The organism is Alcaligenes faecalis (genome assembly GCF_002443155.1).
Taxonomy (GTDB): domain Bacteria; phylum Pseudomonadota; class Gammaproteobacteria; order Burkholderiales; family Burkholderiaceae_B; genus Alcaligenes; species Alcaligenes faecalis.
The window spans coordinates 66234-84763 of the sequence record NZ_CP023667.1 but is presented as its reverse complement, the minus strand read 5'-3'; the positions used below and the strand labels follow the sequence as shown (position 1 = coordinate 84763).

Annotated in this window: 17 protein-coding genes; 12 read left to right on the top strand and 5 right to left on the bottom strand. The window is 59.8% G+C overall.

The features are described 5' to 3' along the window. Positions 1–31: 31 nt before the first annotated feature. The gene (locus CPY64_RS00390; protein WP_042488569.1) at positions 32–1006 is read right to left on the bottom strand and encodes a FecR family protein; all 975 of its coding nucleotides are present in this window, start codon (positions 1004–1006) and stop codon (positions 32–34) included. A gap of 169 nt (positions 1007–1175) precedes the next feature. After that, positions 1176–2072, bottom strand: coding sequence for a LysR family transcriptional regulator (locus CPY64_RS00385; protein ID WP_042488571.1), 897 nt, complete (start codon positions 2070–2072; stop codon positions 1176–1178). An 89-nt stretch (positions 2073–2161) separates the two neighbouring features. On the opposite strand from CPY64_RS00385, the gene CPY64_RS00380 reads away from it, so the two are divergent. Next, on the top strand, positions 2162–2731 hold the full coding sequence (locus tag CPY64_RS00380) for a DMT family transporter (protein ID WP_042488573.1): 570 nt from the start codon (positions 2162–2164) through the stop codon (positions 2729–2731). A 6-nt stretch (positions 2732–2737) separates the two neighbouring features. Here the strand turns inward: CPY64_RS00380 and CPY64_RS00375 are convergent, their stop codons facing one another. The 3 genes from CPY64_RS00375 to CPY64_RS00365 all read right to left on the bottom strand — a co-directional run bounded on the left by CPY64_RS00375 (position 2738) and on the right by CPY64_RS00365 (position 8211). Next, positions 2738–3931 (bottom strand): multidrug effflux MFS transporter, encoded by a 1194-nt coding sequence (locus CPY64_RS00375; RefSeq protein WP_042488575.1) that lies wholly within the window; start codon positions 3929–3931, stop codon positions 2738–2740. Positions 3932–4109: 178 nt separating this feature from the next. Further along, the gene (locus CPY64_RS19140; RefSeq protein WP_226791444.1) at positions 4110–7298 is read right to left on the bottom strand and encodes an SUV3 family DEAD/DEAH box RNA helicase; all 3189 of its coding nucleotides are present in this window, start codon (positions 7296–7298) and stop codon (positions 4110–4112) included. Positions 7299–7455: 157 nt separating this feature from the next. Then, on the bottom strand, positions 7456–8211 hold the full coding sequence (locus tag CPY64_RS00365) for an alpha/beta hydrolase (RefSeq protein ID WP_042488578.1): 756 nt from the start codon (positions 8209–8211) through the stop codon (positions 7456–7458). Between the two features lie 143 nt (positions 8212–8354). Between CPY64_RS00365 and CPY64_RS00360 the strand changes: the two genes are divergently transcribed. From CPY64_RS00360 to CPY64_RS00310, 11 genes are all read left to right on the top strand, one after another. Then, positions 8355–9407 (top strand): FecCD family ABC transporter permease, encoded by a 1053-nt coding sequence (locus CPY64_RS00360; RefSeq protein ID WP_042488579.1) that lies wholly within the window; start codon positions 8355–8357, stop codon positions 9405–9407. Positions 9408–9410: 3 nt separating this feature from the next. Beyond that, positions 9411–10196, top strand: coding sequence for an ABC transporter ATP-binding protein (locus CPY64_RS00355; RefSeq protein ID WP_042488581.1), 786 nt, complete (start codon positions 9411–9413; stop codon positions 10194–10196). A 14-nt stretch (positions 10197–10210) separates the two neighbouring features. Continuing rightward, on the top strand, positions 10211–11344 hold the full coding sequence (locus CPY64_RS00350; protein ID WP_042488584.1) for an ABC transporter substrate-binding protein: 1134 nt from the start codon (positions 10211–10213) through the stop codon (positions 11342–11344). Positions 11345–11350: 6 nt separating this feature from the next. Next, on the top strand, positions 11351–12130 hold the full coding sequence (locus CPY64_RS00345) for an alpha/beta hydrolase (protein WP_042488588.1): 780 nt from the start codon (positions 11351–11353) through the stop codon (positions 12128–12130). A gap of 164 nt (positions 12131–12294) precedes the next feature. After that, positions 12295–13377, top strand: a complete 1083-nt coding sequence (locus CPY64_RS00340) for an NAD/NADP-dependent octopine/nopaline dehydrogenase family protein (RefSeq protein WP_042488590.1) — start codon at positions 12295–12297, stop codon at positions 13375–13377. Then, positions 13377–14393 (top strand): 3-hydroxybutyryl-CoA dehydrogenase, encoded by a 1017-nt coding sequence (locus CPY64_RS00335; protein ID WP_042488593.1) that lies wholly within the window; start codon positions 13377–13379, stop codon positions 14391–14393. The genes CPY64_RS00340 and CPY64_RS00335 overlap by 1 nt, the downstream gene beginning before the upstream one ends. Before the next feature lie 74 nt (positions 14394–14467). Beyond that, a complete protein-coding gene (locus tag CPY64_RS00330; protein WP_042488596.1) occupies positions 14468–15442 on the top strand; it encodes an ABC transporter substrate-binding protein in 975 nt (324 codons plus the stop codon). After that, positions 15439–16203, top strand: a complete 765-nt coding sequence (locus tag CPY64_RS00325; protein ID WP_042488599.1) for an ABC transporter ATP-binding protein — start codon at positions 15439–15441, stop codon at positions 16201–16203. Before CPY64_RS00330 ends, CPY64_RS00325 begins: the two co-directional genes overlap by 4 nt. Then, on the top strand, positions 16200–16985 hold the full coding sequence (locus CPY64_RS00320) for an ABC transporter permease (protein WP_042488602.1): 786 nt from the start codon (positions 16200–16202) through the stop codon (positions 16983–16985). The genes CPY64_RS00325 and CPY64_RS00320 overlap by 4 nt, the downstream gene beginning before the upstream one ends. Before the next feature lie 40 nt (positions 16986–17025). Beyond that, positions 17026–17802 (top strand): ABC transporter permease, encoded by a 777-nt coding sequence (locus CPY64_RS00315; protein WP_042488701.1) that lies wholly within the window; start codon positions 17026–17028, stop codon positions 17800–17802. A gap of 116 nt (positions 17803–17918) precedes the next feature. Continuing rightward, entirely contained in the window at positions 17919–18380 is a 462-nt protein-coding gene (locus CPY64_RS00310) for a MarR family winged helix-turn-helix transcriptional regulator (RefSeq protein WP_042488605.1), read from the top strand. The last annotated feature ends 150 nt before the right edge of the window (positions 18381–18530 follow it).

Genomic DNA, 18530 nt, shown 5'->3' with positions numbered 1-18530 from the left:
AAAGGCCCGCGTCACAGCGGGCCTTTTTCAATCAGGCTCGGCTTAAAAGAGCGATTCCACCCGGCAAGCGCATCACCGCCACGCCGTATAACTGCTGCAAAATGTCCAGCACCTCGGGCAAGTTGTCCAGGTTGACGGCAAAGCTGACCAGGACAGACCCCAAGCTTGCGTCACGCAGGATCAGATGCCCTGCCCAATAGCGGTTCAGCTCGGCCAGCACCCGCGACAAAGGCTGCTCATGAAAAGTCAGACGGCCCTGACGCCAGGACGGGAAATCCTCCGCCGCCACCGTCTGTACCGAACTGATGGCATGGCGTCCATACACCAGTTGCTCCCCGGCACCCAAACGATAGCCTTGCCCACCAAAATCCACCTGAGCACTGCCGGACAAACAAGTAACTTCGGTTTTGCCGTCCAGATAGCGAATATTGGTACGGCCATTAAAGGTCTGAATGGAGCCAGCGCCGGCAAACACCGTACAGACCGAGGCCGAGCGCTCGGACTGGCGCACCTCCACTTCGCCATCGAGCAGAGCCACAATGCGGCCCAGATGCGGGTCGTCGCTGACATTCAGGCGACTGCGTGTATTCATATCCAGCCAGACATGGTCCAGCAACTGCACGCGCCGCAGCTCACCGGCCCCCGTGCGGTAGTCGGCGCGCAAATCGGCCAGCGAAGGCCATAGCTGCATGGGGGGTTTGGCGACCAGATACACACCGCCGCCCACCAGCAAACCGCCCAGCAAGGCACGGCGCACAGGCTGGTGGCCGCGCTTTTTCATCAACTTGGCTTCGCGCAGCCACTCTTCACGATCTTGGGGCATGGCATCCCACATTTCGCGCGCGTGCGCAAAAGCGGAGGCGTGCGAAGGACTGCGCCCACACCAGCGGCGCAGTTCCCGGGCCTGACGAGAGGTCAGCGAGGACGTTTTCAGGCGGCTGACCCAGGCTCGTGCCTCCTTGTGCAAGGTGTCTTCATCCAGATTCAAGGCATTAGCAGGGTTCATCAACAATCAATTCAAAAAGCACTACACAAGGACTGACAATCGCAATCCAAAACGTTTTATCCAACCGTTTAAACGGATAAAAGCTGATCTTCAAGAGCAAACATAAATTGTCGGAAACTGCAGGCCCTATCGTCAAGCGACAGGCAGTCATAAAGGGTAAAGACCGGGGTTAACAGCACTGCATCAACTGCTGGCGCAGCCAGGCATGGGCTGGATCAAGGTGGCGACGGCTATGCCAGACTTGCTGAAAGGATACCGAGGGAACCGGCAGCGGCGGCTGGAAAAACACCAGTTCAGCCTGCTCGCGCAGATGCTCGGCACTGCGGCTGGAAACCGTCAAAATCAGATCCGTACCCGCCAATACCTGAGCAGCAGCACTCCAATGCGGCAAGGACAGCACGATCTGCCGTTTAAGTCCGCGCCGGTTCAAGACATTGTCGACCTCGCTTTCCCCACCCGGACGCATGGCCAGCAGCACATGCGGACGCTGCAACCACTCCTCCAGAGCAGGAGCCTGCCCCTTGGCCAGACTGGCCCGATCCGCAATACAGATCAGATGTTCTTCAAACAAGGTCTGCGCTTGCAAACTGGCCGGAATTTCCGAGAACACGCCCAGGGCCAGATCAATCTCGCCATCACGCAGCTGGGCCAACATGGCTTCCCGGCTGGCCTGGCTAACCGCCAGGCGAATCCCTGGAGCCTCACGACGCAGACAACGCATCAAAGGAGGCAAAACGATTTGTGCACCATAGTCCGACATGGCAAGACGAAACTCGCGCTGTTCGCTGGCCGGATCAAACCCGCCTGTATCCAACAGGCCATTTAGCTGCTGCAAAGCCTGTTCCAGAGGGCGCTGCAATTGCAAGGCCAGCGCGGTCAGCTCCAGCCGGGAGCCGCGGCGTATCAGCAAGGGATCGTTGAACACCTGGCGCAAATGCGCCAAGGCGTGGCTTACGGCAGGCTGGCTTTTGTGCAGGCGCAAGGCGGCCCGCGTCACATGCTGTTCGGTCAACAAGGCATGCAGGCTCAACATCAAATTCAGGTCTATACGGCGTAGCTCATCCATAGAACGAATAATGACTGTGCACACTATTAATTTCAATAAGAATCGCGAATAGTGCAAGATAGAGCTTTGATTCTTATGGAGATGCGCTCATGCCCGGTACCGCTTTGTTCAGTATGTTGGTAGCTGTCTTTGCCGGCTCGGCCGTGCCATTTCAAGCCGCCAGCAATGCCGTTCTGGGTAAAGTCCTGGGGCATCCGCTCTGGGCCACGCTGGTCTCGCTCTGTATCAGTGCGGCCCTGGTGCTGCCAACAATCTGGCTGATGCGCGCCCCCGCTCCCCTGACCGCGCAACTGGCGCACGCCCCCTGGTGGGTATGGACGGGGGGGATTGGCGGCGTCATTTACATCAGCGCCGCCCTGATTCTGACGCCACACATGGGCGCGGCCAGTTTTATTGTTTGTGTCGTAGCCGGTCAAATGCTCAGTTCCATGCTGATCGACCACTACGGCTTGATGGGCCTGACCCCGCGCCCTGTACATATGGGACGCATCGCGGGCGTGCTGCTGATTTTGGTCGGCATGGGCTTGGTGCAATGGTTTACCCCTTCCGTGCCTGCGGCGGCTGAAAACAAAAACGCCACTGCGGATGGCAGTGGCGCTCAGAAAAACAGTCCGGCTATCGCTCAAAGCGCAGGCGCTGACAGCAACACCCGCTCTTGATGTCGCTTAAGCGGACGCCTCGGTAGATTTGGAGCGGAACTGGCTGCACCACCAGAACCCGGCCGACAAGGCCGCCGCACACAACATGCCCAAGGCCAACAACAAGCCGCTGTCGAACAGCAGCGGGGCCACCACCCCGGACACGGTGGCAAACAAGAGCATTTGCCAGGCACTTTGTACCGAGGAGGCCAGGCCGCGCATGGTGGGGAAGGTGCCCAAGGTCACCACCGTCATGCCCGGCAAAGCCATGGACATGCCAAAGGCGTACACAAAAATCGGCATCACGGCCCATGGCACTTCAGCCTGGAACAGCAAGTTGTATACGGTGTTGAACGTCGCGCCAGCCAGCATAAGGGACAGGCCCAGACGAATCATGCGTGCCGGAGCCAGCTTCTCGGCAAAGCGGGCATTCAGGATGGAGCCACCCAGCATACCGCCAATGAAGGGCAGGAACAGCCAGGCAAAGGCGGTTTCTGTCAGGCCCAGCACACCAATTACAAAGCTGGCCGCGGACGAAATGTACAAGGCAAAGCCGCCAAACGCACAGGCAATGGCAGAGATCGCCAGCACGAAGCGGCCATTGCTCAAGGCGCGTGCATAATTGGCCAGAATCACCCACAGTTTCAAGGGCTGGCGTGAAGCCACGGGCAAGGTTTCAGGCAGTTGCCGCCAGCACAGCGCGATCAGGCCGACGCTCAGCACGGTCAGCATCCAGAACACAGAACGCCAACCCGAATAGCTGCTTAAATAGCCTCCCATTACCGGAGCGAGCGCGGGCGCCAAACTGAACACCATGGTGATGTGGGCAAACAAGCGCTGGGCCTGCACCCCTTGCACACAGTCGCGCGCCAGGGCCTGACCGACGACCCGCCCTGCACCAGCCGAACAGCCCTGGATCAAACGAAAAAACAACAGCCAGGAAAAGCTGGGGGCCAGCGCCGAGCCCACGGACCCGATCAGGAACAGGATCAGGGAGGCCAGAATCACGGGACGTCGCCCGAAACTGTCGGACAACATGCCCCAGAACAGGCTCATGAAGGCAAAACCAAACAGATACAGACTTAAAGTCTGCTGAACCATTGACTGGTCAACGGAAAATTCAACACCGATACGGTGAAATGACGGCAGATAGGCATCGGTAGCAAAAGGCCCCAGCATCGCCAACGCCGCCAACACCAAGGTCAGCTTGCGGTAATTCATAGATAGCTTTGGAAAACAGGGAGGGCGCCAGAATCGGCGCAGGGATAGGGGCATGGTACCCCTTAACCGGACCGTACGGACACGTCCGCACAGGGCATAGTGTATCAAACGATATAAACCGGATCGACGCAGCCCGTTTCCGTTCGGTCCAATCCGGTAGCAAACGAGTTAAAACGAATCAGCGTCGGCCCGGCGATGGCGTCCCGAAAGCCTCGCGGCTGGTCTGCCCGAAACCGCTTTGGTGCAGCAGACTGCGCTCAATAAAGCGGCTGACCTGGGAGCGCACTTCCGGCAACCAGGGGCCCTGGTCAAACACTTGCGGGAACTTCATGCTGAACCAGGCATAGAGGCTGATCTGCTTGCTCAGCAATTCGGCATCTTCCAGACGAGAGGGACTGGCGGATTTCAACCAGGACGGCGCCGGTGGCAAGGCCATGGGGCGTTGCGCCACGTAGGCTGACAGGCAACGCTTGAAGTAATCCAGCTCCGTATCCTTGTCCACGGACACCGGCGCACAGGCAAAGGTGAACTTCTCACGCAACTCCAGCTTGGGGGCCAGACGGTCTACACAAAAGCCCAACTCGATGGCGTCTTTCAAGCCCGCTGTCTGGAACAAGGGGCTATCAGAAGCCACTTTCTGCGCAAAGTACTGGAGCACCGCGCCAATATTGTTGTTATCCAATAAGGACGCCAGCGCCTGCACGTGCTCGGGGCTGGGTGCAATGGGCAAGCGCAAATCCACACTGGGAGCATCGCTCTGCAATTGGGTACGGATATGGTTCAAGTCCTGCTTGTCCATCGCTCCCACATAGCCTTTGGGGTACAGACCGTAGCGGCCTGCCCGTCCGGCAATCTGGCGTACTTCAGTGGCGTTCAGGGCGCGCATGGAGCGGCCGTCGAACTTGTGAACCGTAGAGAACAAAACGCGGCGAATCGGCAGGTTCAAGCCCATGCCAATCGCATCGGTGGCCACCAGCACATCGGCCTCGCCTTGAGAAAAGCGCTCGGACTCGGTGCGGCGTACTTCCGGAGCCAGCGCGCCGTAAATGGTGGCGACTTTCCAGCCTTGGGCACGGTAGCGGGCACTGAGCGTCAGTACGTCCTTACGGGTAAAGGCCACCACCGCGTCGCCTTTGGAAACACCCTGAGCTTCACGCTGACGATCTTTGCGCCCCCGCCACGGCGCTTCATGTCGCCCTTGCTTGCCTGTTGCTCGTGGCGGCTCCACTGGGTAAGGCATGACCTCCAGGGGAGTTTTACGTTCGGTAAATTCCAGCTCCATGGTCTCCTCCATGGAGCGCACCAGACGCTCGCACGGACGCAAGACCGAAGCATCACCACAGACAAACAGGGTACGGGCCGGAACACCGACCAAGGCTGCCGTCCAGGCCCAGCCACGCTGCTCGTCTTGCAGCATTTGAATCTCGTCCAGGACGGCCACACGCACTTCCATCGTGGGGTCCATCATCTCGACCGTGCAGGCGGTGTGCTGGGCACCGGGCACCATCACGCGCTCTTCGCCCGTCACCAAATTGCAAGGGATACCAGCATTCATCAGGCGGTCACGCACTTCCATGGCCAGCAGTCGCAGCGGGGCCAGATACACGCCCGATCGGGCTTCCATCAAAGCTTCCAGGGCCTCATGCGTCTTGCCCGAGTTGGTCGGGCCCAAACGGAACACCAGATGGCGGCGAATGCCTCGGGCCAGGCTGAACATTTCCGGGAAATCGCCCAGGCGCATCAGATCTTGAGCGCGCTGCTGCTCCACACTTTCCAGGATGCGACGCACCGGGCCATTGAGCAGACGTTTTTCAAAGTCCCCGGCCTCGATTTCCTTTTGCTCGATACCCTCTTCCAGAGCCATGCGCAAGGCTTTGGCCAACTCCAGAAAGGACGAGCCATCAATCAGAGGGCGCTGGGTTTGCAAAAACGCATCCAGCGAATCTTCCAGACGCTGGGACAGACGGTTTTGAGCTGCCGTGTTGAACAAGACCGAAACACGAGCAGGCAATCGATCCAGCTCCGAGCCGGTACGCGGCAAAGGCACGGCGGCCTGCATACGAACATTGGCGCGCCAGTGCTGACGCTCGCCCGCTACGGGCACATTCACCGCCAGCCACAAATCCTTGTGCCACCACAGGCGCAGTGGATCTTCCGGGTCAATTTCGTAATCGCACTCTTCTTGCTTCTTGATCTGGTTCAGCACTTGTTGCTGACGCCATTGCGTGCGGGCGCGGTCAGCCGCTCGCTGGTACTGCGCACGCTCACGATTGCTCAAGGTGCTGGCGTGTTGCTCGCGCCATTGCTCAATCTGGTTCTGGTCAATGGCCACCAGCAAATCCGGATGATGGGCAACACGGTCACGGCCGCCACGCACTTCCAGCTTGGTACTGGGCAAACGGCGATCGGCAAGCCACAGCTCGTACTCCTGCCGGGTAATACCCAGCAAGGCCATGGTCTCTTCCGAGCCTATGCACTCCTGCTCCCAGGCCCAACGCTGCTGGCGTTGCTCGCGCTGACGTTCCTGACGTTGTGCCTGGGCTTGCAGCAGAAACTCCTGCTGCTCGGCATCCAGCTTGAATTCCTGAGTCAAGACAGCGGCGCTGGCATTGCGGCCATACACGGTCATGAACCAGTGGGCAGGCTCACCGGCTTGCAGGCCCTCAAAGGCCTCCAGGGTGATGCGCTGCGGCTCGCAACCTTGCTCTTGCAGCCAGGCTGTCAAACGCTCCTGGGCTTGATCGAACTTGCGCTGCTTGTCGGTTTTTTCTTTTTGGCGCGCTTGTTCACGTTCTTTCTGAGCCTGTTCCCAGCGCTGACTACGTTGCTCGCGGTCACGCTGTTCGGCCTGCAACTGCCATAGATAGGTTTGTGCCAGGGGCAAGGACTGCCAGGCCTGCACCAAAGCCTGCAAGCGCGGGCCGCGTTCGGCGTCGGGCCAGTTCTCGCTTAAGGGCAAGGACTGGGAGGCAATCGCTCCGGCCAATTGACCGCGCTGTTCAAGCAGTTGCTCGCGCAGGGCTTCATAAACATCCGCCTCCAGCTTGTCTGCACTCATTTGATAGAGCAGACGCAGGGTACGAATCACAACCTCAGGCACCCCTTGGGACTCCAGGCGCTGGTCCGCATCCTTCAAGCCCAGTTCGGCAGCGATGATCTGATTGAAAAAAGCGGCATCCTGCGGCAAGCGCCAGGCTTTCAGCCATACGCGCCGTATGCCTGCCCGGTCCTGAAAACGCGCCTTCTTGGCGACCTGACGAGCCACACCTTCCAGACGCGGATAATCCAGCCATTGGGGATGGAGCAGCAAGCCCGCTTGAGTGGGGACGGGAGAATCGGAAACAGACGAAGCGCGACGCGCAGCCATAGGGCGGGGACCTGAAAATACGGGAAGAAGAGAACGAGAAAGGCAGAAAAGCCGGTTCAAGCAAGCATGAGCAGCATTATACGGGTCTGCTCGGGGACGTTCAGAGGATACAGGCAATCACCGTGCTGCACGTCTTTGTGGGCAAGAAGACACAGGACTACTCAGCCAACCATTCCAGACAAGCTTGCGGCAAAGCGGCCAAACCGGACTGACTGTGATTACAGCCCGGCACGATGCGAAAACGCGGCTCACCACCTTGTTGCTGCGCCAAAGCCTGCGCCAGTTCGCGGGTGCCATCCACCATGCGGCGCTTTTGCAAACGCAGACGACGCAGCTCGCGCTTGTCCTCAGGCATGGCTTCTTCTGCCGGGCCCAGGCTTTGCTCGAACTCGCCAACGGAGAACTGTACGGGCATCGTCAAGGCAGCTTTAGGCAAGGGTTGAGCCAGCAATCGAGCCAGATAGCCCTCCCCCCACCAGACCGAGGGGCTGGACACCACCAGCGCATCGAACAATTCCGGCTGCTGATACAGCAGTTGCAAGGCAAACAGGCCTCCCAGGGAATGGCCGCAGAGCAAACGCCGCTGCGCATTCAAGGGCGCTTGTGCGTAGGCCCAGGGCAAGAACACGTCCTGCATCATGGCCAGAAAATCCGGCGCGTGACCTGCTTCTCCATTCAGCGCAGGCGTGAAGTCCTGATCGCGCCAGACTTCACCGCCATAACCTATCCCCAGCACGGCACAGGCTTGTGGAGTCTGCTTTTCACAGGTGGCCAGCACCGCTTCAAATTGCGGTAGATCAAGCACACACAGCAATGGCCAGCCATCCGCAGGCGCTGGCGTGTCCGGCCAGGCCAAAGTCAGACGATACTGTCGGCCCAAAGGGGAAAGAAAATCCAGATGTTCAAGCTGCATAAAAGAATCGCGGTAAGGACGCCAAAGGCCAAGGTCTACAAGCACGAACAGCCTGCCGAAAGCAGACTGCTTTTAGAGTTAACAGACCCTAGCCAATGAACTATACTTTCTTTCTATGTAAACGGTTATCATTCAGACACTTAATGTCCACATCCGCTGTTCCGGCCCCTGCTCTGGCCGACTATCAACACATCCTCAGACGTCGCTGGCTCCTGGTAGGTGCGCTGGTTCTTGTGATTTTGGCCTCGATTGTGGCCGACTTCATGTTGGGACCGTCGGGCCTTAACCTGGGAGAACTGAGCCACGCTCTGTTCAACCCGGAACAGTCCGACCCAACCACCCGCGTCATCGTCTGGGAAATCCGCCTGCCTTATGCCCTGATGGCCATGGCCATTGGTTTGGCGCTAGGCCTGTCCGGCGCGGAAATGCAGACTATCCTGAACAACCCACTGGCCAGCCCCTTTACCTTGGGGATTTCCTCGGCAGCGGCGTTTGGCGCGTCCCTGGCCATTGTGCTGGACCTGTCGATTCCCGGCATTCCGCAAGCCTGGACCATTGCCGCCAACGCCTTTATTTTCGCCCTGCTGTCCGCCATGCTGCTGGACGCGGTCGCCCGCTGGGGCGCCATGAGCACCGCCAATCTGGTGCTGTTTGGCATTGCGCTGGTGTTCTCCTTCAATGCACTGGTTTCGCTGGTACAGTTTGTGGCCAGCGCCGAAGCCCTGCAAGGGCTGGTGTTCTGGACCATGGGCAGCCTGTCGCGCTCGTCCTGGGGCAAGGTCGGCATCATGCTGGCGGTCTTTGCGCTGATTCTGCCGCTTTCCCTGCGCGATACCTGGAAACTGACCGCGCTGCGCCTGGGTGAAGACCGTGCGACCAGCTTTGGTATCAATGTCTCGCGCCTGCGTCTGGTGTCCTTGCTGCGCATCAGCTTGCTGGCCGCGCTGGCCGTCTCCTTTGTGGGCACGATTGGCTTTGTGGGCCTGATTGCACCGCATATTGCCCGCCGCCTGTTTGGTGAAGACCACCGTTTCTACCTGCCCGGCAGTGCGCTGGTCGGTGGGGTGATTCTGTCGCTGGCCTCGATTGCCTCGAAAAACATTGTGCCGGGCATCATCATCCCGGTCGGCATTGTCACCTCGCTGGTGGGTGTGCCCTTCTTCCTGGGCGTTGTGCTGCGCCGCCAAATAAAGTGAACCATGCTTGAAGTCCACGACCTGAGCCTGTCTTACGGCAAACGCGAAATCCTGTCCAAGCTGACCATCGAGCCTTTGCAGCCAGGTCAGCTGGTGGCTTTGCTGGGCCCCAACGGCAGCGGCAAATCCACCCTGCTCAAGTCCCTGGCAGGGTTGCTCAAGCCCACCACCGGCAAGATCTTGCTGGACGGCCAGGAGCTGAGCGGCGTCAGTTTCGAGCAGCGCGCCCAAAAAGTGGTGTACCTGCCCCAGTCCCTGCCCGCCTCAGTCCATCTGCGTGTGTTTGAATCCGTGCTGGTGGCGGCCAATGCCTCGGCCCCCGGCGGCCGTGCCCGCGATGTGGACCATGAGCACATCATGCACATCCTGCAACGCCTGGGCATTGCGCACTTGTCCATGCACTATCTGGACCAGCTCTCGGGCGGCCAGAAACAGCTGGTGGGCCTGGCACAAGCCCTGATACGCAAGCCCACTTTGCTGCTGCTGGATGAACCCTTGTCTGCCCTGGACCTGAACTATCAATTCCACGTGATGGATTTGCTGGCCCAGGAAACGCACGACAATAATCTGATCACCCTGATCGTGCTGCATGACCTGAACGTGGCCCTGCGCCACAGCGACTATGCGCTGATGATTGAAGGCGGCGGTCTGCTGGCGCAAGGGGAACCGTCCAAAGTCATTACCCCCACCTCGCTGGCCCAGGCTTATGGCGTACGCGCCCGCGTGGAAAGTTGCTCGCAAGGCACCTTGCAAATCATTATCGACGGGCTGCAAGAGCCTGTGCTGTGACCTTCGGAGAACCCATGAACATCCTGCGCCACCTGCTGTTGTCGCTGACCTTGCTCTTGCCTTTGGGTGTGCAAGCCCAGCCCATCGAAGTTACCGATGCCATGGGTCGTACCGTCACCCTGCCCGGCCCGGCCAAACGCATTGTGCTGACCCAGGCGCGACATTTTCCAGTGCTGGCTTTGGTGCATCCCGAGCCTGCCAACCTGATTGCAGGCTGGTCGGACGAGTTCAAAACATCTTTCTCCAACGAATACGAAACCTATCTGAAGCGCTACCCGCAACTGGCCAAAATCCCCGTTGTAGGTCGCCATACGGCAGACACCTTCTCGGTTGAGCAAGCTCTGGCCCTGCGCCCCGACCTGGTGGTACTGACTGCCGCCTTTGCGGGCCTGACTCCCGGTCAGGACACGCGCGACTCGGCCCTGATCCAGCGCCTGACTGCCGCCAAAGTGCCAGTCATCGTGATCGACTTCTTTGTGAACCCCTTGGAAAACACCGTGCCCAGCCTGCGCGCATTGGGTTACGCCGTGGGCGAGAAAGAACGCACCGACGAATTCATTCAGTTCTACGAAGAACACATGCAAGGCGTGGCCCAGCGACTGGCCGATCTCCCCAAGGAAGATCACCCGCCTGTGTTCGTGCACGCCCATGCAGGCAGCACAGACTGCTGCAACTCTCCCGGTGCAGGCACCTTCAACGACATGATCCGTTATGCAGGCGGTCACAATATTGGCGCGGACGTTCTGAAAAGCTCCACCGGCAAGCTGAACTTTGAGTACATCCACTCCCGCGCCCCTGTGGTCTATGTGGCCACGGGCACAGGCGCAGGCAAGCGCACCACCTCCGGTGGATTGGCCATTGGCACAGGCGTCAGCGAAGAACAGGCCCGTAAAAGCTTGCAAGCCATTATCGATGGCAACCGCCTGCAAGCCTTGCCAGCCGTGCGCAGCGGCAATAGCCACGGCATCTGGCACGCCTTCAACGACTCGCCTTTGCACATGATTTTCATTGAGGCCTTGGCAACCTGGATTCACCCGGATCGTTTTGAAGGGGTCTCGGCCTTGAAAACGCTGGAAGAGGTGAACCAGCGCTTTCTGACCGTGCCCATGGAAGGCACCTACATGATTGATCTGAAGCCCGCCTCCTAAGCCTTCATGTCTCGTCTGATTCCACTGGAACTACCGCCTGCGGGCGGCCATCCCCATCACGTCTTGCTGCGCCTGCCGGACGGAAAGCCTGCACAAGGCCCTCTGCCTTTGCTGTGCCTGCTTGATGGTCAGTGGACCTTGCCCCTGCTGGAAGAAAGCGGCCACCCCGCCTTGCAGCACTGCGCGATTCTGTCGCTGGGCTATCAAGGCGATCGCGATCAGATCACCCGTTATCGCGCCCTGGACTACACCCCGCCCGGCCCGGACGGCGGCCTATGGGAAGATCCGCGCATTGCCAAGTGGCAAGCCGGTGGCGCACCCGCCATGGTCGAACAAGTGCGCATGGCTCTGGCCTTGGCCCAACGAGTAGAACCCGCGCTGACCCGTTCGCGCATCAGCCTGTACGGCCATTCCTACGCCGGTCTGTTCGTGCTGTATGCCCTTAGCCAGCACAGCCTGCCCATCCAGCACTACCTGTGCGCCAGCCCGTCCTTGTGGTGGCGCGATCCCCTGATCTGGACTTTGCTGGAGCAGTTGGGCAAGCCGGTACAGGTGGATATTCTGGCCGGTGCCTCCGAGGCCTGGTATCCGCTTAGCGCTCAGGCAGCAGGACCGGAAGGACGCAAAAATGGTGTGCCTACCCTGCCCACCATGCAAAAACTGCAAGCACACTTGCAAGCTCAAGGCATGCAGGCCAATCTGCATGTGCTGCCCGGAGCCGGTCACGGCCATGTGCTGGCACAAGCCACCCTGCGCGCCCTGGAACTGGCCTGCGGCGCGGCTTAGGCGCTTTTTTCCTGCGCGCACTCTGCGTCTTTTCCCTTCATATCCAAGTTTTCCCGCCCTAGGGTAACTCCCCCCATTCGTCCTCTTGTTTTAGGCCTCAACATCTTTTAGTCTGTATTTATATGCAAGTGCATAGAAATCAAAAAAAGAGATTGGAGACGAATATGAAGGTAGCGGTATTAGGTGGCGGGCACGGTTGTTACGCAGCAGCGGCAGACTTGAGCGAACAGGGTCACGAAGTACGTTTGTGGCGTCGCGACACGGCTCAGCTGCAGCCCTTGCTGGACCGTCCAGTCATGACACTGAAAGACGAAGCAGGCGAGCGTGACATCCCCATTGCCAAAGTCTGCGCGGATATTGGCGAGGCGATCGCCGGTGCCGACCTGGTACTGATTCCTTCGCCCGCCATTGCACAAACCGATATTGCCCGCGTCATGGCCCCCCACCTGACCGACGGCCAGGTCGTATTCCTGCCACCGGGCACCTTTGGCTCCTTCATCATGAGCGAGATCGTGCGTGGCACCGGCAACAAGGCCGATGTCAGCTGGGCGGAAACCGGCACCCTGCCCTGGCTGGCCCGCAAGCATGGCGATACCGTCATCAACATCACCACTCGCGCCACCCGCCTGCCTACCGGCGTGTACCCCGCGCGCAATACCGACCACGCCCTGGAGGTGATTGGCAAAGTGTTCCCCAGCGTGGAGCGCTGCGAAGATGCCCTGTCCGGTGCCCTGATGAATGCCGGCCCCATCATCCACCCACCACTGATCATGATGAACGCAGGCCCGCTGGAACACTTCCCGGCCTGGGATATTCATAACGAAGGCACTCAGCCCTCGGTACGTGCCGTGACCACGCAATTGGACAACGAGCGCATGCGCATTCGTGAAGCGCTGGGCTACGGTGCCCCGCACTTCCCCCTGTCCGACCACTACGAAAACGACCAGTGGATGTATGGCGACCGTTCTTCGCACGCCAAGCTGGTGAAAAGCGGCGACTGGCGCGAGAAGATCGACTTGCACGAACACCGCTACATGCGTGAAGACACCATGCTGGGTCTGGCCTTCTTCGCTTCCGTCGCCGACTGGGCCGGCGTAGACGCCCCCGTCACCAAAGGCTTGCTGGCCATTGCCGGTGCCATCGTGGGAGAAGACCTGCGCCAGGGCCAACGCACACTGGCCAGCCTGGGTCTGGACACGATGAGCCGCGAGCAACTGCAAGAGATGCTGCAAGCCGGGAGAGCCTGATGAACGCGCCCGCCCCGATCAAACGTATCGTTGCGGTGGGCGCAGGTCGCATGGGGCGGGGCATCGCCCTGGCCTATGCGCTGCGCGGCCAAGCCGTGACCTTACTGGATTTCAAACCCCGTCAGCCTGCTGATAGCGCTCGTCTGGAAGCCGAAATACGCCAGGAATTGCGTGCCACGCTGGAACAGCTGGCCGACCTGGGCATGTTCGCCGCCGAACAGATCGACGGCTATCTGGCCTGCATCGGCGTCGCCCCCTTGAGCGAAGCCGCGCAAGTGCTGGGCCAGGCCGATCTGATTTACGAAGGCGTGCCCGAAACACGGGAAGCCAAGACTGACGCCTTGGGCCGTATCGGTGAACTGGCTCAGCCCGATGCACTGATCGCCTCCACCACCTCCACCATGCTGGCCTCGGATCTGGCCCCCATGCTGAGCCATCCCGAGCGTTTCCTGAACGCGCACTGGCTCAACCCGGCCTTCCTCATCCCCCTGGTTGAAATCAGCGCCCACCCCGGCACCAGCGAGCAGACCTTGAGCCGTCTGCAAAGCAATCTGGAGTCCATCGGCAAAGTGCCCGTGGTCTGTGGCTGCCATCCCGGTTTCATCGTTCCGCGTCTGCAAACCCTGATCATGAACGAGGCTGCTCGCATGGTGGAGGAAGGCGTGGCCAGTGCGGCTGATATTGATAAAGCCACCCGCTACGGCCTGGGTTTCCGCTTTGCCAGCATCGGCGTACTGGAGTTCATCGACTATGGCGGCAACGACATTCTGTATCACGCCGGACAGTATCTGTCGCAGAACCTGGACCCGGAACGCTACGCCGTACCCGACATCATCACCCGTTATATGGAAAGTGGACGCAACGGTCTGCGCAGCGGACAGGGCTTTCACGAATACCCGGTGGACCAGCAACAGGCATACCGCCGCGATGTGCTGGCCCGCGTACTGGGAATGCTGGATCACATCGGCCTGGCCCCCGCCCGCGCCGAACACCTTGCCAAGGAGACACAGGAATGAAAAAAGACTCCCACGCTGCGCCTTCGGCTTGCTGCCCTCCAAGAGGGCGCTTTTCATCTTGGGGCGGCCCGACGATGAAAACAACCGCTGCGTTGCTGTTTGCCCTGATGAGCTGTCACGGTCTGAGCCAGGCTCAGGAAGTCCCCACCCTGCGGGTAGGCTGGACCATTCCGGGTGAGGAAGCCAAGTATCTGATGGCCAAGCGCCCCGAGCTGTTCCCGCAGTTGGGCAAGAAATATCAAATCCAGTGGACCCAGTTCCAGGGCACCTCGCCCATGGTGCAGGCTATGCGCGCTGGCGTTCTGGAGTGCTCCACCATGGCCCCCATGTCGCTGGCCAATGGCGCGATTGAAAGCGGTCTGGAAGCCTATATCGTGGCCCAGCACGTGCACTCAGACGATGATCACTTCTCTGTTTACTGGGCCGTGAAGGAAGACAGCCCGATCAAAACCGCGGCGGACCTGAAAGGCAAGGTCATTGGCACCAATGCCTATGGTGCCGGGGTGTACTTCGACATGCTGTTGTGGCTGCGTCAGAACGGCATTGACCCGGACAAGGACGTGAAAATCGTTGAAACGGGCTTTCCGCCTGCCGCCGACGCCATTCGCAGTGGCCGCATTGATGCCGGTCCCATGGCCCAGCCCTTTGCCCTGCTGAACGAAAAGAAAGGCGGCTTGCGAAAGCTGTTCTCCCTGTCCGAAGTGGCCAGCCCATCCGTACAGATTTTCGAAGCCTGCAGCAAATCCTATAGCGACGCCAACCCCGAAGTGGTGCGCGCCTATGTGCAGGACTTGAAGACCGCCATGGGCATGCTCAGCAAAGACCCATCGCTGGCCGTGGAAGTCACCGCCCAAATCACCCGTGCGCCCAAGGACTTGCTGGCCCAGTACCTGTTCACCGACAAGGACTTTGCCCGCGTCCCGGACATGCAGCCCAACCTGGAATCCATCCAGGGCACTTACGACCGCTATCACAAGGCTGGTTTCCTGAAAAAAGCCTTGAACGTGCAGGACTTCTACCGGGCTGATTTACGCGAGGCAACACCATGATTGAACTGGATGGTGTCGGTAAAACCTTTAACACCCGGCACGGCCGCAGCCATACGGCCCTGCAAGACATCGCCCTGAGCATTCCGGCAGGGCGATTTGTCTCTATTCTGGGACCCAGCGGCTGCGGTAAAAGCACCCTGCTCTATATGTTAGGGGGCTTTGAGTCCTGCTCCAGCGGCCAGATCCGCGTCAAGGGCAAGCCCATTACCGGCCCAGGTCCAGACCGGGGCCCGGTGTTTCAGGAGTACGCCCTGTTTCCCTGGAAAACCGTGCTGGGAAACGTAGCCTACGGCATGCGCGAACAAGGCATGCCCAAGGACCAGGCCGAGCAGCGCGCCAGCGAGTGGCTGGACAAGGTCAAGCTGGGGCCTTACGCCTCCTTCTATCCGCGTGAGCTGTCCGGCGGCATGCGTCAGCGCGCGGCCATTGCCCGCACCCTGGCCTATGAGCCGGACATCCTGCTGATGGACGAGCCCTTCGGGGCGCTCGATGCGCATACGCGCGTCACCCTGCAAACGGAACTGCTCAGCTTGTGGGAGCAGTTGCGCAATACCGTGGTATTTGTGACGCACGGCGTGGACGAGGCCGTCTTCCTGTCCGATACCGTGATTGTCATGACCGGCTCGCCCGGCCGCATCAAGGAGGTGGTTGAGATTGACTTGCCCCGCCCCCGCGTCCGTAGCGAGCTGCTGCGCAATCCCGTCTATCAGGAAACCATTATTCGTCTGGAGCAATCCTTGATGGCGGAGGCCCACCCATGACGCCACAGCACTGGTATGAACATCGCTGGGCCTCTTTGGTCATGGCGGCCATTCTGGTGCTGCTGGCCTGGGCAGGGCTGGCCCGTTGGGTGGGGCTGGATTCCTTTCCCAGCCCCTGGGCAGCCCTGCAGGAGTTGCCCGCCCTGATCAGTGACCCGATGGCCTGGTCGGCCATCCTGCAGTCGGTAGGCCGCATGTTTGCCGGGTATGCCCTGGCGCTGGTCGTAGCCGTGCCGCTGGGTCTGGCCATGGGTCGCAGCCGTCTGGTCTATACCGCCTTCTATCCCTTGGTGGCCCTGGCCTACCCCATGCCTAAAGCGGCCTTGATGCCGATCCTGATGCTGTGGTTCGGTCTGGGGGATTTCTCCAAGATTCTGGTCATTGCGCTGGGGGTATCCCTGCCGTTGCTCTATCACAGCTATCACGGCGCAACCCGTATCGAGCCCAAGCTGATCTGGGTGGCCCAGTCCATGGGCATGGGTCCACTGGCCCGTCTAGGCAAGATTGTGCTGCCCGCCTCCTTGCCGGAAGTCATGATTGGCTGCCGCGTCGGGGTGGTCATGGCCCTGATCGTGATGGTGTCCTCCGAGATGATTGCGCGTCAGGAAGGCATAGGCAATCTGCTGTTCACCTCCATGGATATGGCGCAGTACTCCACGGTGTATGCAGTCATCATGCTGCTGGCCGTGCTGGGCATTGCCTGCGATGCGCTGTTCGAGTTTGTCCGCAAACGCTGCACGCACTGGCATGACTCTACCCAGAGCCTGATGGACAAAGGATGACGCTATGACCACCAAAACCTTAGCCTCACCGGGACAAGCTATGCGTTCTACTCAAACCCGCCCGGCCAAACGCCGTGATTGGTCGGGCCTGTCTTTGTGCATCAGTCCAGCCCTGATGCTGATCGTCTGGGAGCTGTGCACCCGCTCGGGCTGGGTCAGCCCGCAGTTGTTGCCGGCCCCCTCTTCCATTTTGATGCGTGTACTGGAACTGGCCGGTCAGGCGGACTTCTGGCAGAACCTGGGCATCACCGTCTACCGCCTGCTAAGCGGCTTGCTGATTGCCTGTGTGGCCGGTGTCGCCCTGGCGCTGATTGCACAACTGACACGCTGGAGCTCGTTTCTGCTGGATGCCCTGATCCGCCTGCTGGCCCCTATCCCCAAGATCGCCCTTTACCCGGCACTGATCCTGATCATGGGGTTTGAAAGCTCATCGAAAATCGCTCTTGTGGTCTCGGATGCAATTTTCCCTGTGCTGATGGCCAGCTGGGTGGCGGCGCAAACCGTGGACCGCAAGCTGATCTGGTCGGCACGTGCTGCGGGCACCTCCCGCAGTGTCTGCCTGTGGAAAATCATTTTGCCCGCCATCAGCCCGACCGTGCTGGCCGGTGTCCGGGTGGCCGGCGTGATTGCCTGCGTGGTGGTTTTTCTGGCCGAGATGATTGCCTCCACCGACGGTCTGGGCCATATGCTGACCGCCGCCGCACGCAGCTACCGCACGATTGATATGTTTGTACCCTTGGTCTGGATCTGTGTGCTGGGCTTCGCACTGAACCTGACGATTGCCGCTTTGCAGCGCAAAGTGGATCATACGAACTGAGACTGAACCAACCACTTGCCCGGTCAATGGCAGCGCTGACCGGGCTTTCGCAGGCTCACTCAATCACTCTGAGCGAGTAGCCTGCTTTTTTTCTGCATCAAGGAAGCCGCTTCACTATGGCCAGCCGTCCTCTGACCGACGCCTATACCGGGCACGATACGTTTATTCCCTATCTGCTCAATCGCAGTACCTCGGCCTTAAATGCTGACTTTCAGACCTTGCTGCGCAGCCATGAACTAACCCTGCTGCATTGGCGCGTACTGGCTTTTCTGAACGAAACCGATGGCCTGGGCGTCAGCACCCTGGCGCAATATACCGACGTGGATCAAACCACCTTGTCGCGCGCCCTGGTGGTGATGGAAAACGCAGGCCACCTGTCCCGCCAGCCCGACCCTCTGGACCAGCGCCGTGTACTGATCCATCTGCATGAGCAAGGTCGGCAACACTTTCTGCGCGTCCTGCCCGCCGCTCTGGACATTCATCACCGTGCCATTCAGGGCTTTTCGGCTGAAGAACTGACCCAACTGCGCCAGTTTCTGAACCGCATTCGCGCCAATATCAATGGGGATGCCCGCTAAGCGCTCTCCCTCTGCGTTCCTGCAAAGCGTCCACATGGCCGCTTTCTCAAGCTGATCAGCCCCAAATCGGGGCCTGTCGGCCCTGATTATCCATGCTTGAAATGGACACCCAAAGGCAATGAGCCTTTATTTACATCAGGAAAGGCCATA